The 14,916-nt window shown below is 71.5% G+C and carries 18 protein-coding genes and 1 pseudogene; 11 read left to right on the top strand and 8 right to left on the bottom strand.

Annotation, left to right across the window (positions count from 1 at the left end; translation table 11 throughout):
• Positions 1–31 precede the first annotated feature (31 nt).
• Positions 32–163 (bottom strand): hypothetical protein, encoded by a 132-nt coding sequence (locus tag STRVI_RS55725; protein WP_256649896.1) that lies wholly within the window; start codon positions 161–163, stop codon positions 32–34.
• A gap of 179 nt (positions 164–342) precedes the next feature.
• On the opposite strand from STRVI_RS55725, the gene STRVI_RS34110 reads away from it, so the two are divergent.
• Positions 343–714, top strand: a complete 372-nt coding sequence (locus tag STRVI_RS34110) for a 5-carboxymethyl-2-hydroxymuconate Delta-isomerase (RefSeq protein WP_014060130.1) — start codon at positions 343–345, stop codon at positions 712–714.
• A gap of 171 nt (positions 715–885) precedes the next feature.
• Complete coding sequence (locus STRVI_RS34105) at positions 886–1,326, top strand: SPW repeat protein (protein ID WP_014060129.1); 441 nt, start codon at positions 886–888, stop codon at positions 1,324–1,326.
• 157 nt (positions 1,327–1,483) lie between these two features.
• Here STRVI_RS34105 and STRVI_RS34100 read toward each other — a convergent pair whose 3' ends face one another.
• Positions 1,484–2,197 (bottom strand): DUF2848 domain-containing protein, encoded by a 714-nt coding sequence (locus STRVI_RS34100; protein WP_014060128.1) that lies wholly within the window; start codon positions 2,195–2,197, stop codon positions 1,484–1,486.
• Between the two features lie 211 nt (positions 2,198–2,408).
• Between STRVI_RS34100 and STRVI_RS34095 the strand changes: the two genes are divergently transcribed.
• From STRVI_RS34095 to STRVI_RS34085, 3 genes are all read left to right on the top strand, one after another.
• Entirely contained in the window at positions 2,409–3,761 is a 1,353-nt protein-coding gene (locus tag STRVI_RS34095) for an MFS transporter (protein WP_014060127.1), read from the top strand.
• Between the two features lie 201 nt (positions 3,762–3,962).
• Positions 3,963–4,772: a carbon-nitrogen hydrolase family protein gene (locus tag STRVI_RS34090; RefSeq protein WP_014060126.1), complete on the top strand. Its 810-nt coding sequence runs from the start codon at positions 3,963–3,965 to the stop codon at positions 4,770–4,772.
• The gene (locus STRVI_RS34085; protein ID WP_014060125.1) at positions 4,769–5,149 is read left to right on the top strand and encodes a cupin domain-containing protein; all 381 of its coding nucleotides are present in this window, start codon (positions 4,769–4,771) and stop codon (positions 5,147–5,149) included. Before STRVI_RS34090 ends, STRVI_RS34085 begins: the two co-directional genes overlap by 4 nt.
• Positions 5,150–5,204: 55 nt before the next feature.
• Here STRVI_RS34085 and STRVI_RS34080 read toward each other — a convergent pair whose 3' ends face one another.
• The 4 genes and pseudogenes from STRVI_RS34080 to STRVI_RS34075 all read right to left on the bottom strand — a co-directional run bounded on the left by STRVI_RS34080 (position 5,205) and on the right by STRVI_RS34075 (position 7,358).
• Positions 5,205–5,837: a GntR family transcriptional regulator gene (locus tag STRVI_RS34080; RefSeq protein ID WP_014060124.1), complete on the bottom strand. Its 633-nt coding sequence runs from the start codon at positions 5,835–5,837 to the stop codon at positions 5,205–5,207.
• A 44-nt stretch (positions 5,838–5,881) separates the two neighbouring features.
• Positions 5,882–6,046 carry a carotenoid oxygenase family protein gene (locus STRVI_RS51870; RefSeq protein WP_208949197.1) on the bottom strand — a complete coding sequence of 55 codons (165 nt, stop codon included), beginning with the start codon at positions 6,044–6,046 and terminating at the stop codon, positions 5,882–5,884.
• Positions 6,047–6,061: 15 nt separating this feature from the next.
• Positions 6,062–6,306 (bottom strand): annotated as a pseudogene (locus STRVI_RS49130) (carotenoid oxygenase family protein); the annotation flags it as partial.
• The gene (locus STRVI_RS34075; RefSeq protein WP_014060123.1) at positions 6,303–7,358 is read right to left on the bottom strand and encodes a medium chain dehydrogenase/reductase family protein; all 1,056 of its coding nucleotides are present in this window, start codon (positions 7,356–7,358) and stop codon (positions 6,303–6,305) included. The gene STRVI_RS34075 and the pseudogene STRVI_RS49130, both read right to left, overlap by 4 nt.
• A gap of 120 nt (positions 7,359–7,478) precedes the next feature.
• Between STRVI_RS34075 and STRVI_RS34070 the strand changes: the two genes are divergently transcribed.
• Positions 7,479–8,174: a TetR/AcrR family transcriptional regulator gene (locus tag STRVI_RS34070; RefSeq protein WP_014060122.1), complete on the top strand. Its 696-nt coding sequence runs from the start codon at positions 7,479–7,481 to the stop codon at positions 8,172–8,174.
• An 83-nt stretch (positions 8,175–8,257) separates the two neighbouring features.
• Positions 8,258–8,767, top strand: a complete 510-nt coding sequence (locus STRVI_RS34065) for an inorganic diphosphatase (protein ID WP_014060121.1) — start codon at positions 8,258–8,260, stop codon at positions 8,765–8,767.
• A gap of 46 nt (positions 8,768–8,813) precedes the next feature.
• Here the strand turns inward: STRVI_RS34065 and STRVI_RS34060 are convergent, their stop codons facing one another.
• Positions 8,814–10,772: an ABC transporter ATP-binding protein gene (locus STRVI_RS34060; RefSeq protein WP_014060120.1), complete on the bottom strand. Its 1,959-nt coding sequence runs from the start codon at positions 10,770–10,772 to the stop codon at positions 8,814–8,816.
• A 220-nt stretch (positions 10,773–10,992) separates the two neighbouring features.
• Between STRVI_RS34060 and STRVI_RS34055 the strand changes: the two genes are divergently transcribed.
• Positions 10,993–11,631 (top strand): LysE family translocator, encoded by a 639-nt coding sequence (locus STRVI_RS34055; RefSeq protein WP_043236973.1) that lies wholly within the window; start codon positions 10,993–10,995, stop codon positions 11,629–11,631.
• A gap of 85 nt (positions 11,632–11,716) precedes the next feature.
• Here STRVI_RS34055 and STRVI_RS34050 read toward each other — a convergent pair whose 3' ends face one another.
• Positions 11,717–12,055 (bottom strand): nuclear transport factor 2 family protein, encoded by a 339-nt coding sequence (locus STRVI_RS34050; RefSeq protein ID WP_014060118.1) that lies wholly within the window; start codon positions 12,053–12,055, stop codon positions 11,717–11,719.
• On the opposite strand from STRVI_RS34050, the gene STRVI_RS49125 reads away from it, so the two are divergent.
• The 3 genes from STRVI_RS49125 to STRVI_RS34035 all read left to right on the top strand — a co-directional run bounded on the left by STRVI_RS49125 (position 12,045) and on the right by STRVI_RS34035 (position 14,856).
• Positions 12,045–12,398, top strand: a complete 354-nt coding sequence (locus STRVI_RS49125) for an Ig-like domain-containing protein (protein ID WP_078505494.1) — start codon at positions 12,045–12,047, stop codon at positions 12,396–12,398. The genes STRVI_RS34050 and STRVI_RS49125 overlap by 11 nt on opposite strands.
• Before the next feature lie 124 nt (positions 12,399–12,522).
• Positions 12,523–13,875 (top strand): hypothetical protein, encoded by a 1,353-nt coding sequence (locus STRVI_RS53060; protein WP_014060116.1) that lies wholly within the window; start codon positions 12,523–12,525, stop codon positions 13,873–13,875.
• A 390-nt stretch (positions 13,876–14,265) separates the two neighbouring features.
• Positions 14,266–14,856 carry an Ig-like domain-containing protein gene (locus tag STRVI_RS34035; RefSeq protein WP_014060115.1) on the top strand — a complete coding sequence of 197 codons (591 nt, stop codon included), beginning with the start codon at positions 14,266–14,268 and terminating at the stop codon, positions 14,854–14,856.
• The last annotated feature ends 60 nt before the right edge of the window (positions 14,857–14,916 follow it).

The following is a 14,916-nucleotide window of genomic DNA, read 5'->3' as shown; positions in this document are numbered from 1 at the left end:
TGCGCGCGGGCTGGGCGGCCGGGCGGAGAGGTCAGCGGCCGAGCGAGCGGGCCCGCGCATCGGATGCGCGGCAACACTCGCGGTCGAAGTGGTGCGCCTGCCGGGACGGCCAGAACGGCTCGAGGTCGTAACGACCCGTCGCGATGTCATGGAGGCTGGCCATGGGCCTATTGAAGCAGATACCGGGGTCAGGGCTGAAGCGGATATGAAGCCGGAACTGAAGCTGATGGCGGGCCCGGGGCGCTCGGCCGTGGAGCGGGGAGAGGTGCGACGATGCCCGCATAAGAGGCCCCGCGCGGCAGCGCCACCGGCCGCCGCGTACCCCTGGAGGAGCGCAAGCCCATGCCGCACATCGTCGTCGAATACTCCGACACCCTGACCGACGCGTTCGACCGCCCCGGCTTCGGTGCCGCCCTGCACCCGGTGGTCGCCAAGACCGTCGACACGGCGGTGGCGGGCTGCAAGACCCGCTTCCGGCGGATGGAGGAGGCCCATCTCGCGGACGGCGCCCCGGACCTCGCCATGATCCATATCGAGGTGTCCATCCTGTCCGGGCGCGACGCCGGGACCAAGCGGGAGCTGTCCGCCGCCGTGCTGGAGGTGGCCCGCGCCCATGTGTCGCCCGTGCCGGGGCTGACCGTGCAGACCACCGTCGATGTCCGCGATCTCGACCGGGACTGCTACGAGAAGCACGAGGCGGTCCATCCGGCCTGACGCTCCCCCTGCCTCCCGTGCGCATGTCGTACGGCGGCCGGCCGCGAACTATACGTCATTTCATGCGAATCCGACATCTACCTATATATCAAGGCGAGGCGCACAATGGGGGTGCGGTGTTTTTACCGCACTGCGCGGTCAGACTTGCATGGATCGAAGGAGGCGAGTCGCATGGCCGACGTCTCACGTGCGAAAGGTGATCTTACGGGCCACCCCGACGTGTCCGAGATGCGGGAGCGCTACGCGCGCATGATGGACGCTCGGGATGTTGTCTTCCTCGACGGACCGGTGCTTCTCGCCGGTTTGTACTTCGCCATCTCCCCCTGGGTGGTGCACTTCTCGGGCACCAGCCCCAACCTCATGGTCAACAACCTCGTCCTCGGTATCGCGATCGCCCTGCTGGGCATCGGCCTCACCACGGCGCCGAGGAGGATGTACAGCCTGTGCTGGGCCATGTCCGCGATCGGTGTATGGATGATCATCTCCCCCTGGGTGGTTGCCCGGGGTCCCGATATCGGGATGATCGTGAACAATGTCGTCGTGGGTGCCATCACCTGCCTGTTCGGCCTGATCGCAGCCGGCATGGTGATGCGGAAGGGCAGGGAGACCTGACCGGACGCTGCATCACTGAACCGTCTGCGCATCGGCGAAGGCCGTCCACCGCACGCCCTCGGGGGTCGTGCGGTGGACGGCCTTCGTGTGCTACCGGTGCTCTTCGTGGTGTGCTACCGGTGCTTTTCGTGCCTTGCCGGTGCCCGGGTGTGCCGTCTCAGCCGATCGGCTCGGGCAGCGGGACCACGTCGTAGGAGCAGTCGATGGTCCGGCCGGTGGCCGGGTCGCCCAGCTCCACCCGCCAGCGCCCGGCGAATTGGTCCACGTCCTCGGCCATCGGGATGGTGCCGGAGATCAGCACGGTGCCGGGCACCAGGTCACCGCGTTCGCGCAGCACCTCGACCCAGTAGGAAGGCGGCAGCAGCTCGGCCAGGGTGCCGCTCTGCACCTCGATCTCCTCACCGTCGTGAGTGACCCAGGCGCGGAGCGTCAGGTCGTCCAGGCGGGACTCCACATCGGACAGCCGCCAGGCGCGGGTGGCCAGCACATCGGGGGCCGCGTTCTTGCTCCAGGCCACGCCGTGCACCTCCAGCGCCCGGTCGGTGTGGTCGCAGGCCGCCGTCAGCAGCAGCTCCCCGTCCGCGGCCACGACCAGAGCCCACTCGGCCTCGCCCGAGGTGCGGGCGTGCTGGACGCTGACCTGGCCGGTCTGCTGGGCGAGGTAGGGGGAGACGGGGTAGAGGGCGGGCGTCACGGAGGGCGCGGGCACGCCCAGCTCGGCGAGCTCGGCGACATGGGCGGCCACATCGTCCTGGCTGCGTCCCGCGTAGCCCGCGTTGAGCACCTGGACGACCTCCACCTGGTGGAGGGAGCCATCGGGGAGTTCGAAGATGAGCGAGGACCGGGCGGGCTGGTTGGGCTGCGTCGTCATGGGCTGAGCTCTCCAAGGCACGGTGGGGCGATGTGCTGTTTCTGCGATTTCGAAGCGGTTAACTTCCCCCGGAGGGGTTGCGCATACGCTTGGTATACAACAAGTATGCCGGAAGGTCGACCCACGCACACCCCCCGACCATCTCATCGCACCACCGCGCAAACGCCACGTACCATCACGTAAGCCTCACGCACCACCTCGAGGACGGAACATGCAGCCCACCGCATCGAGCGCACCGCCCCGGGCCGACCGGTCCGGGGTCCGCCGCGCCTTTGTCGCCAGCCTTACCGGCACCGCCCTGGAGTGGTACGACTTCGCCGTCTACTCCGCCGCCGCGGCCCTGGTCTTCGGCGACCTCTTCTTCCCCTCCAAGGACCCCTTCACCGGCACCCTGCTGGCGTTCTCCACCTACGCCGTCGGCTATATCTCCCGGCCGCTGGGCGGCTTCATCTTCGGCCGGCTCGGCGATGTCATCGGCCGCAAAAAGGTGCTCATCGCGACGCTCGTGCTCATCGGCAGCGCCACGCTGCTGATCGGGCTGCTGCCCACCTATGCCACGGTCGGCGTCGCGGCCCCCGCCGCGCTGGTGCTGCTGCGCTTCGCGCAGGGCGTCGGCGTCGGCGGCGAGTGGGGCGGTGCGGTGCTGCTGTCCAGCGAGTTCGGAGATCCGCGGCGACGCGGCTTCTACGCCTCCGCCGCGCAGGTCGGCCCTCCGGCGGGCAATCTGCTGGCCAACGGCGTCCTGGCCGCGCTGGGCGCGGCGCTGACGGAGGACCAGTTCCTGAGCTGGGGCTGGCGGGTGGCGTTCCTGCTCTCCGGCGTCCTGGTGGGCTTCGGCCTGTGGGTCCGCGCCAAGCTGGAGGAAACCCCGGTCTTCAAGGCGATGGAGGCCGCGCAGGACCGCCCGGAGGCACCGGTGCGCGAGGTGTTCACCACCCAGCCGAGGGCGCTGATCGCCGCGATCCTCTGCCGGGTCGCCCCCGATGTGCTGTACGCGATGTTCACCGTCTTCGTGCTCACCTACGCCACCGAGGAACTCGACATGTCACGCGGCTCGGCGCTCACCGCCGTGCTGATCGGCTCCTCGCTGCAGATCGTGCTCATCCCGCTGGCCGGGGCGCTCTCGGACCGCGTCAACCGGCGGTGGCTGTACGCGGGCGCCGCCGTCGCCGCCGGTGTCTGGCCGTTTCTGTTCTTCCCGCTGGTCGCGGACGGCAGTTGGGCGCTGCTCACCCTCGGGGTCGTCGGCGCGCTGGTGATCCACTCGCTGATGTACGGGCCGCAGGCGGCCTTCGTCGCCGAGCAGTTCTCCCCGCGGCTGCGCTACACCGGCTCCTCGCTCGCCTACACCCTCGCCGGGATCATCGGTGGCGCGATCGCGCCGCTGCTCTTCACCACGCTGCTCGGGGTCTATCACGCCTGGGTGCCGCTGGCCATCTACATTGCGATCACCGCCGCGGTCACGGTGGCGGGCCTCTGGCTGGGCCGGGACCCCTCCTCCGCCGAAGAGGAGGAGCCGGAGCCGCTTCCCGTCGGCCGCACCACCTCCACCACCGTGTCCTGACCCGTTCCGCACCGTCCCGTCCCGTCCCGCCCTGGCCCCGGCTCCCGGCTCCCGGCTCCTGGCTCCTGGCTCCGCGGAGCTGTAAAGCGGGCCGCGCCGGGGAAGGGGCGGGATGGGATCACGTACCCGGGACGGGACCGCGTACCCCGGCACCCGCCTACACTCCGACCCTCCCGACCAGGAAATGAGGCAGCACCCGCCATGCCCCTCCGCATCGCACTGAGCCAGCTCACCACGGGCCCGGACCCGGCCTCGAACCTTGCCCTGCTGCGCCAGGAGACACAGCGGGCGGCGGAGGCCGGGGCGCGGCTGGTCGTCTTCCCGGAGGCGGCCATGGCCTGCTTCGGCACCCGGCTCGGCCCGATCGCCGAACCGCTGGACGGGCCCTGGGCCACCGAGGTCCGGCAGCTCGCGAAGGATGCCGGGCTGGTGGTCGTGGCCGGGATGTTCACCCCGGCGCCCGACGGCCGGGTGACCAACACCCTGCTGGCCACCGGCCCGGGGGTGGAGACCTCCTACGACAAGATCCACCTCTATGACGCCTTCGGCTTTGCCGAGTCCAAGACCGTGGCCCCGGGCTCCGAGGTGGTGACCTTCGACCTCGACGGCGTCCGGATCGGTCTGGCCACCTGCTACGACGTACGGTTCCCCGAGCTCTTCCGGGCCCACGCCGACGCGGACGCGGTGCTCTCCGTGCTGCCCGCCTCCTGGGGCGCGGGGCCCGGCAAGCGCGAGCAGTGGGAGCTGCTGACCCGGGCACGGGCGCTCGACGCCACCATTTGGCTGGCGGCCGTGGGCCAGGCCGATCCGGCGGCGTCCGGCGTGACCCCTGCGGCCTCCGCCCCCACCGGGATCGGCCACAGCGCCCTGATCGGCCCCGACGGCACCGTACGGGAGCGGCTGGACGCGGGCCCCGGGCTGCTGGTGGGGGACGTCGACACCGACGAGGTCGCGGCGGTGCGCCGCACGGTCTCCGTCCTGGCCAACCGCAGGCTGGGGGTAAACCCGTGAACGGCGCCCGCGAGGCCGAAGGGGCCAAACCGGAGCTCGAGTTCCATCTGCCTTCCGGGCCCTGGCAACGGCCACCGGGTGCGGGCGAGGGGGTCAGCGAACAGATCCTGGCCGTGGACGGAAGCGGCTCCCACACCACCGCCCTGGTGCGCTGGGAGCCGGGGACGGACACCTCCCCGTCCGGGGTCGCTCGCCACGACGGCTGGGAGGAGGTCTATCTCCTGGAGGGCAGCATGCGCGATCTGACCCTGGGGAGGACCTTCTCGCGCGGCTTCTACGCCTGCCGGCCCCCGGGGATGCCGCATGGCCCGTGGGTCTCCGAGGAGGGCGTCACCATGCTGGTGATCACCTATCCGGAGGCGCCCGCCGGGCGGTGACTCATCGGTCCGGGCGCCGGGCGGTGACCCACCCGTCCGGCGGCCGGGCTCTGACTCACCCGGTGAGCAGTACCTTCAGCGTCGACTCCAGATGGGCGCTGATCGCCGTGCGGGCCGCTTCCCTGTCCCCCGAGGCCACCGCGTCCAGGATCGCCCGGTGCTCGCCGAGCACCTCCTCCTGGCGGCCGGTGTGGTTGTACAGGGCCACCACCCCGGCGCGGATCTGGCGGCTGCGCAGTCCCTCGTAGTGCCGGTTGAGGAGTTCATTGCCGACCGCGGCGACCATGGTCGCGTGGAAGAGATGGTCGATGGCGATGAACTCCTTGGCCTGGTCCGGCCCCATCAGCTCGCGCTGCCGGTCCAGCAGCTCCATCAGCTTCGCGACCGGCACCGTGCCCGCCTCGATGGTGTGCTCGGCGGCGTAGCGCTCGACGATCCCGCGCAGCTCCATCAGTTCGGTGATCTCCCGGCCGGAGAGCGGGGCGATATGCGCACCCCGCTTGGGGACGAGCTGGACCAGGTCCTCGGCCGCCAGCAGGAGCAGGGCCTCACGGATCGGGGTCCGGGAGATGCCGATCCGGTCGGCGATCTCCTGCTCGGTGAGGAACCGGCCCTGCATGTCGGGATCGGTCAGCACGGTTTCCTTGAGGAACGCGTACGCCTTTTCTCGTCCGGACTGCGCTGGCACTGGGCCCCCATGCTACTTCGCATACAACTCGTATACGAAAATTATCACGGACCGGTGGCCGGGGCGGGGATCCAGGAGCCGTGGATCCCCGCGGGGACGCGGTGGGGCAGCTCCACAGTGGCGACGGAGGCGGCCGTGATGTCGCGGGCGTCCAGGACGATATGGCGCTGTGGAGGGCCGGTGTCCGCACCCAGCGGTTGCGGTACCACTCCGCTCTTCCGGCGCGCAGCCGCGGCCCGTGGACCATGCCGCTGCCCTTGAACCAGTGCGACGGCACCACCCCGGGCGGAGGGTTGTGGCCGTTGCGCAGATAGCGGCCGGTCAGCTCGGGAGGCAGGGAGCCGTGCACGGCGAGGCCCCAGACGGTCGACTCCACCGCCGTGGGGGCGTAGCGGCCGCTGACATAGGGCTTGCGGGGCTTGTCGTACTCGTCGTGCTTCTCGGGCTCGCCGAAGGGCTTGCCGCTCATCGCGCGCTCTCCTCGCCGTCCTGGCCGGCGCTCTGGTCCGCGACCAGGACGACCTTTCCGGTGACGGTGCCGGACTCGGCCAGCCGCATCGCCTCCGCGGCATCGGAGAGCGGAATCCGCGCCGCCACCTGTGCGGTGAACTCGCCGCTCGCCAGCAGCGCCAGCACCTGCCCCAGATCGGCGCGGATCCGCGCCTGGTAGGCGGCCAGGCGCCGCCGTCCGGCCCAGAGGTTGTAGAAGTGCGCTCCCCGCCCGTTGGGCAGCAGATTCCACAGGGTCAGCCGGGCGAGCAGCTTGAGCACCGGGGTCCGGGACGATCCGGGGATGTCCCGGGTGGCCGCCGTGCCGTAGGAGACCAGCGTGCCGCCGCGGGCGAGCAGCCGGTAGGAGTCGACGATGCCCTCGCCGCCGATGTGGTCGAAGACCGCGTCGACCCCGCCGGGCGCCAGCGCCCGCACCCGGCCGGGCAGATCCGGATCGCGGTAGTCGAGGGGGGTGGCGCCGAGAGCGCGCACCGCGTCGTGATGGCGGGGCGAGGCGGTGCCTATGACCTTGACGCCCGCATGGCGGGCGAGCTGGACCAGTGTGGTGCCCACTCCGCCGTTGGCCCCGTGCACCAGCACGGTCGTCCCGGGGCGCACCTTGGCCACGCGGTGGAGCATCTGCCAGGCCGTGATCCCGTTGACCACCACCGTCTCGGCCTCCGCCGGGTCCACCCCCTCGGGGACCTCCACCAGATCGCCCGCGTGGACGAGGGTGTGGCTGGCCCAGCCGCCGATCTTCGTGAGCGCCGCGAACCGGCGCCCCCGCAGGGCCGGATCCACCCCGGGGCCGGTCGAGACCACCCTGCCCACCAGGTCATAGCCGGGCACGAAGGGGAACGGCGGCTGGTCGTAGTACTTCCCGCGGCGCATCTGCTGCTCGGCGAAGGAGACCCCCGACGCCTCGACGGCCACCAGCGCCTGCCCGGGCCCGGGCTCGGGCAGCGGACGGGTGCGGAGCTGGAGCCCCTCCGGCTCCACCTGGCCCGGCAGAACGACTTCGGTGATCATGGCGGATCTCGCTTCCCTGTGAGGAGCTCTCGTTGTTGTGAGAACTTCTAACCAAACAATGAACCTGTTACTCTCGAAGTGTCAAGTCCGAAATCGACGACCCGTACGAGAGGCCCGTCCATGGCGACACCACGGCGAGAGCGCTACCGCAAACAGACCCGGGAGGAGGCCAAGGCCGTGGCCCTGGCCCAGCTCTCCGAGTCGGGCACCGCCGGCATCTCGGTGAACGCGATCGCGAAGTCGATGGGCATGACCGGCCCCGCGCTCTACCGCTATTTCGCGAGCCGGGACGAGCTGCTGACCGAGCTGATCATCGACGCCTACCGCGATCTGGCCGAGGCCCTCGCCCGGGCCGTCGCCGACGCCGTTCCCGCCGACCGCTTCCGCGCCCTGGCCCTCGCCCTGCGCGACTGGGCGAAGCGGCAGCCCGACCGCTATCTGCTCATCTACGGCACCCCGGTGCCCGGTTACCACGCGCCGCCGGAGACCATCGAGATCTCGGCCGGGCTGATGCGGACCATCGTCGACGCCTGCGCCACCGTCGGCGGTGACGGCGCCGAGGGGAGTGGCGCCGCCATGAGCGGCGGGCAGCCCCTCACCGAGCTCGAGGCCGCGCTGGCGCGCCATCTGGAGGGCGCGGGCCCCTGGGTGGCCGGGGAGGAGCCCGGCGGCGAGCTGAAGGGCCGTGCGCTGCGCACCTGGACCCGGCTCCACGGCGTGATCAGCCTTGATGTGCAAGGCCAGTTCACGGGCATGGGCTTCGATCCCTCGGTCCTCTTCGAGGCCGAGATCGACGCCCTCGTGCGGGGTGGCTGAGGTGCCCAGGTCCGGGCTGCCCGCCCTGCCGGCCGGGCGCACACTGGAAGGACAGCGGAGCGCACGGGTGACCGGAGGCCGCGATGGAGCACGGTGAGTTCGATGTGGTCGTGGAGATCCCGGAGGGGTCCCGCAACAAGTACGAGATGGACCATGACACCGGCCGGATCCGGCTGGACCGGATGCTCTTCACCTCGACGAAGTACCCGGCCGACTACGGCTTCGTCGACCTCACCCTCGGCCGGGACGGCGATCCGCTGGACGCCCTCGTCACCGTCGCCGAGCCCACCTTCCCCGGCTGTGTCATCCTCTGCCGCGCCATCGGCATGTACTGCATGCGCGACGAGCAGGGCCCGGACGAGAAGATCCTCTGCGTCCCGGCCCATGACCCGCGCTATGCCGGCGTCCAGGACCTCGAGGACGTCCCCGAATTCGACCGGCAGGAGATCACCCACTTCTTCGAGGTCTACAAGGACCTCGAGCCCGGCAAGTCCGTCGAGGGCTCCCACTGGGAGGGCCGTGACCGGGCCTACGCCGAGATAGCCGCCTCCCGCGTCCGCGCCGCCGAAACCGGCTGGTTCCCGAGCCCCTGACCGCCAGGACCGGCGTTCAGACCGCCCGCCCGCCCAGCGCCTGCGTTCAGGCCTTCTCCCCGCGCGGCGCCGGCACCCCGCGGTCGTTCTGCAGCTCCCACAACTCCCGGAACAGCCCGCGGCACCCCGTCAGCTCCGCGAACGTGCCCTGCTGGATCACCCGCCCCCGCTCCAGCACGACGATCCGGTCCGCCACGGCGACGTTCGCCAGCCGGTGGGTGACCAGGACGACGGCGCGGTCCTCCGCCATCCGCCGCAGCCCCGCGAAGATCCGGTGCTCGGCACGGGCGTCCAGCGCGCTGGTGGGCTCGTCCATCACCAGCAGCCCGGCGGGCCGGTGGAACGCGCGGGCCAGCGCGATGCGCTGCCACTGCCCGCCGGACAGCTCCACCCCGCCCCACCACTGCCGGGCGAGCAGAGTGTCCAGCCCGCTGCGCAGCCCGTCCACCACCTCATGCGCCCCGGAGTGGACCGCCGCCTCCCGGACCGCCTCGTCCCCGCCGTGCGGCTGGCCCAGGGTGATGTTGTCGCGGGCGGACAGCGGCCAGTGCGCGTAGTCCTGTGGCACGACCGCCGTATGCCGCCACATCGCCTGCGGATCCAGCCCCGCCACATCCGCGCCGTCCCAGGTCACCGCGCCCTTGGTGGGCAGATAGAGCCCGGTCAGCAGCTTGCTCAGGGTGGTCTTGCCCGAGCCGTTCTCCCCGACCAGCGCGAGCACCTCGCCCCGCCGCACCTCGAGCGTGACATCGTCCAGGGCCGGGGCGTCGGATTCCGGATAGGCGTACGTCAGCCCCTCGGCCCTGATCACCCGTGGCGCCGCCGGGACCCGGGGGCCGCGCCGCATCCGGTGTCCGCCCGCCTCCTCGATGAACTCCGCCCAGTCGTCCAGATACAGCCCCGTACGGAACAGCCGGGTCCCGTAACCGACCATCCCCTGCAGCGAGGCGCCCACCGTGCGCAGCGCGAACACCGCCGTACCCGCCGACGCCACCGACATCTGCCCCGCGCCCAGCAGCAGCGCCAGCGACACCCACACCAGCCCGGACGCCAGCCCGCCCGCCAGCGCCCCCAGCACCGCGTATCGCGCGCCCCGGTGGACCGCCGTGTCGGTGGCCGCGTCCACCCGCGCCCCGATGGCCCGGTACCGCTTCAGCAGAAACTCCGCCATGGTGCCGGAACGGAGCTGATCGGCGATGTCCTTGTCCACCATGTACCAGCGCAGCAGCCCGAGCGTGCGCCGGTCGGCGCTCATCGCACGACTGGTCTCGTAGTGCACCCGGGCCGCCTTCATCCCCGCGATCCCCTGCGGCAACGCGGTCAGCAGCAACAGCGGCAGCAGTGCCGGATGCAGCACGGTGACCACGCCCGCCGCCGCGATCAGCGACGAGAGACACCCCATGAGTTGCTGCGACTCGGTGATCAGATCCTGCGCCACCTCGGCGCCCCGGTCCGCCGCGTCCCACTTGTCGTTGAACCCGGGGTTGTCGTACGCCGCCAGCTCGGCGTTGATCGCCGCGTCCAGCATCTGCGTCTCGGCCTCCCGGGAGATCCGCGGGGAGAGCCTGCTGGAGATGTTGCTGACCGCGATCCCCAGCAGCGCCCGCAGCCCGGCCGCCCCCGCCAGCACCGCGATCGAGGGCAGCGCGTCCCGGAGCCGGTCGGCGATGTGGCCGGAGGAGATGAGCGCCGTGATCGTGCCCGTGGTGGCCAGCAGCCCGAACGCCTCGAAGAAGCCCGACAGCGCCTGGCACACCAGCAGCGCCGCCACCGCCGTCCGGTCCACCTTCCAGGCCAACGCCATGGAGCGGCGGACCAGTTGGGGCAGTCTGCGGGCCATGGCCCGGGTGGTGACGGGGTTCTTCTCCAGGGCCGTCAGCGCGGGCGGCCGAAAGCGTAACTCCTCGCTGGGCCGCTCGGCCGGTTGTTCCGGTGATTGTTCCGACGGCTGCTTCGATGGCTGTTCCGGTGGTTGTTCCGCCTGCTCGGTGGTTCGGGACGTCACAAATCCCCCCTGAGGGCGTGTTTTCCGTTCGGTATGCCTCAGATTGCCGCAGACCGAGACTCGGGCGCCGTGGTTTACGGCAAGGTCCACCGATCGTGGAGCGGCCGCATCGCACCAGGCGGCCCTCGCGCCTCAGGCGACCTCAGCCAACCTCAGGTGGCCTCGGATGACCCGAAAAAGGGCTGGAGCCGCGCCCCGTGCGCGTGCTTCGATGCGCCCCATGGTGTCCACCGACCGGCTGCTCGCCTTCGCGGCCATGTCCTTTCTGCTGATCGTGATCCCCGGCCCCAGCGTGCTCTTCGTGGTCGGCCGGGCACTGGCCCAGGGCCGCCGCGCGGCCCTGACCACGGTCATCGGCAATACGCTCGGCGCGTATGTGCTGGTCGTGGCCGTGGCGCTGGGCGTCGGGTCCGTGGTGGAGCGCTCGGCCGTCGTCTTCACCACGCTGAAGCTGGTGGGCGCCGCGTATCTGGTCCACCTGGGCGTCAAGGCGGTGCGGCAGCGCCGCTCGCTGCCCGCTGCCTTCACCGGCGACGGCCCCGCCCGCGGGGGCCTGCGCACCCTGTGGGAGGGGTTCGCGGTCGGTGTGGCCAACCCCAAGACGATCGTCTTCCTGGCCGCCGTACTGCCCCAGTTCGTCGACCGCGACCAGGGGCATGTCGCGCTGCAGATGCTGCTGCTCGGCCTGATCTACAACGCCATCGCGGTGGTCTCCGACAGCGTCTGGGGCCTGGCCGCGGCCACCGCCCGCACCTGGGTCGCCCGCTCACCGCGACGCCTCGCCCTGGTCGGCGGCGTCGGCGGACTCTCCATGATCGGCCTCGGCGTCACCGTCGCCGCGACGGGCCGCACGGACTAGCCGCGCATGGACTCCTCCGTCTCCCGGCGGCGGATCGACCGGATGCGCCACTTCCGCACCGAGGACCAACAGACGGGACGGCTTGTCAGACCGTGCCGCCGAAGAAGACCTGCACCTCCCGGATGAGTCCGCCCCGGACAGTGATCGCCTCGACGTTGTGGTGCCTCTCGCCCGTCTTGAGCTCGTACGCGTAATAGGCGAAGACGAGTTCTTCGTCCGCGGGGGTGATGTGCAGCAACCGCTGCTCCTTCAACCGGCCGGCAGTCGGGAAGCACCGCTCGAAGAACGCTGCTTTGTCGATGTGATCGTCCTGCGGACTGGTGAACGAGAAGTCATCGGCGTAGAGCGGGAAGGCCGCGTCGCGGTCCTGCGCCATGTAGTGCTGGAACGCCGCTTCGACGACGCCTGCCGGGCTGTCGACCATTCGGACTCCCTGGAGTCGGACGGCTGGCTCTGTCCCGCCACCGTATAACTCCGCGGTCTCCGGGCAGTCGGTCACGCTCACCGCCACCGTCATACCGCTCGGCGCCGGAACCCCCACGGGCCCGGTCACCTTCACCCTCACCAACGGTGTGGGCACGATCACCAGCAGCCCCACCCTGGACACCAATGGATTCGCCTTCCTCGAAGTGGCGCTGTCGGCAGGCAACTGGGACGTCGGTGCCGTCTACGAGGGGGACGCCAATTTCGGCGCCTCCGGCGTCTCCGAGTACACCCAGGTCGTCACCGCTCCGGACAACGGCACGGTGACCAGCACCACGAGCTGATCGCACAGCACTGAGCCCCGCCACCGCGGAGAGGGGCAGTGGCGGGGCCCAGCCACGCACGTCGGACCCGCGCCGAAAGACGGATTCACGCATAGTCGAACCCTTATGCGGGTAAATGTGAGGCGTGTCCGTCAAGACATCGCGATGGGGCACGCTGCTGCTGGCCGTCCTCGTCGCTCTGACGGCGGTGCTGCTCACCGCCGGGGGAGCGCGCGCCGAAACGGATGTGAACAAGATCGGCAAGGCGCTGCGGAACAGCCCCGTGTATGTCGATCCCGGCGCCTCCGACGCACTGAGCGCCGGGCAGGCGCGCCGCCTGGTGGCCCATATCCGTGACGCGGGCGTGCCCGTCTACGTCGCCGTCCTGCCGGACAATCCCGCGTACGGAGGCGAGCGCGTCTTCGGGCGGCTGCGGGCCGCCGTCGACCGTCCCGGCATCTACGCGGTGGCGCTCGGCTCCTCCTTCGGGGCGGCCTCCGACACCTCGGTGCTGCCGGGACGCACCTCGCAGGCGCTGGCGGCGCAGAACCTGCGGCAGCACCCCCGCGACCTCGCGGCGGTCCTGAACGGCTTCGTGACCGACGCGGCCAAGGCGACCCACGACCGGGGCGGCCAGGGGACCGGCGGCGACCAGGGCGCGCGGGACTCCACCGGTATGTCGGTGGGGGAGACCGTGGTGGTGCTGATCATTCTGGCCGCCGTCGGCGGAGGCGGTCTCTACCTGCTGCGGCGCACCCGCAAGCAGCGCCGCGAGCGCGAGCGGGCCGAGCTGGAGCAGGTGCGCGGCGCGGTCGAGGAGGACATCACCGCGTACGGCGAGAAGCTCAGCCGGACCGGCTTCGACCCGGCCGACCCGGCGTCCACCCCCGAGATGGCGGACGACTACGGCCGCGCCCTGGACGCCTACGAGGAGGCGAAGGCCAAGTCGGCCGCCGCCCGGCGCCCCTTGGACGTACGGCCGGTGACCGAGGCGCTGGAGGAGGGCCGCTTCGCGCTGGCGGTGCTCGACGCCCGCCGCGAGGGCGGGCCGCTGCCCGAGCGGCGCCCGCCGTGCTTCTTCGACCCGCGGCACGGCCCCTCGGTCCGGGACGTCCAGTGGGCGCCCTCTGGCGGCACCCAGCGCTCCGTACCCGCCTGCGCCGCGGACGCCACCCGCATCGACGACGGCCTCGATCCGGACTCCCGCACCGTCCCGGTCGGCGGCGACCGGCGACGCCCGTACTGGGAGGCCGGTCCGGCCTACGGGCCCTGGGCCAGCGGGTACTTCGGCGGATACGGCTCGATGCTGCTGCCCGGGCTGCTGATCGGCACGCTGCTGGGCGGATCCCTCGACCCCGGCTACGACACCGGCGACTTCGGCGGTGGCTTCGGCGACGGCGGGGGTGGCGGTGACGCCGGGGGCGGCGACTTCGGCGGCGGTTTCGGCGACGGCGGCGGTTTCGGCGGTGGCTTCGGGGGCGACTTCGGCGGCGGCTGACCCCGGCCCGGCGCGCCCGCGGCAGGCCCCCGGCACGGCTGCCCCCAGCACGGCTGCCCCCAGCACACGCGTGTGCGCGGTGCGTACGCGGTGCCCCGACCGCACGGAACGCGCGCCGCACGAGGCGGATGGTGTGCGCGGGGAGAGCCGTCGAGCGCTGCGCTATCCGGGGTAATTAGGCGGCAACTCTCTGGCGGTGGCGGCGAGTCGCGCGCCTACTGGTGCTACAGACCGGTGGGTTCCACATCTGCCGGGGGACGGCGACGCGGGGATGTCCCCGCGTGGATCGCCGTAAGTGCGCACCCCCTCGCCTCCGATGCACCGCCGCGCTGTGTTCCCGCATGCGTGGCGAGCAACGGCCCACCACCCCACACCATTTGGAGGGCCACTATGGCTACGCCCACGATCACCCTGGTCACGGTCTCACCCCAACCCGCGTCATCCGGACAGTCGGTGACGCTCACCGCCACCGTCATCCCGCTCGGTGTCGGGACTCCCACCGGCGACGTCACTTTCGTCGTCACCGGCGGCCCCACCCTGACCGGGACGCTGTCGGGCGGGACCACCTCGGTCACCGTCCCCAGCCTGAGCGTCGGTGCCCACGCCGTCCTCGCCAACTACAACGGTGACGCCAACTTCTCCCCCTCCACCGGCGCCAACGTCATCCTCGTCGTCCAGTCGGCGACCACTACCTCGGTGTCCTCGGCGCCGGACCCGTCGACGCTGGGTGCCTCGGTGACGTTCACCGCCACCGTCACCCCGGTCGCGCCCGGCACGGGCGTCCCGACCGGAACGGTCACCTTCATCATCGGCGCCTCCGGCGGCGGGGCGTTCGTCCAGCCGCTGTCGGGGGGCGTCGCGACGCTGTCCCTCAACACCCTGGGCGTCGGCACCCACCCCGTGGTCGCCCTCTACAACGGCGACACCGGCTTCCTGCCGTCCTCCGGCACCGACACCCAGACGGTCAACGCCGCCGCGTGACCCCTCCGCACAAACGCCGAGCCCCCACCCCCGCCCATCGGGGCGGCGGCGGGGGCTCGG

The sequence above is a fragment of the Streptomyces violaceusniger Tu 4113 genome (assembly GCF_000147815.2).
GTDB lineage: Bacteria > Actinomycetota > Actinomycetes > Streptomycetales > Streptomycetaceae > Streptomyces > Streptomyces violaceusniger_A.
This window is presented reverse-complemented; position numbering and strand designations above follow the sequence as displayed.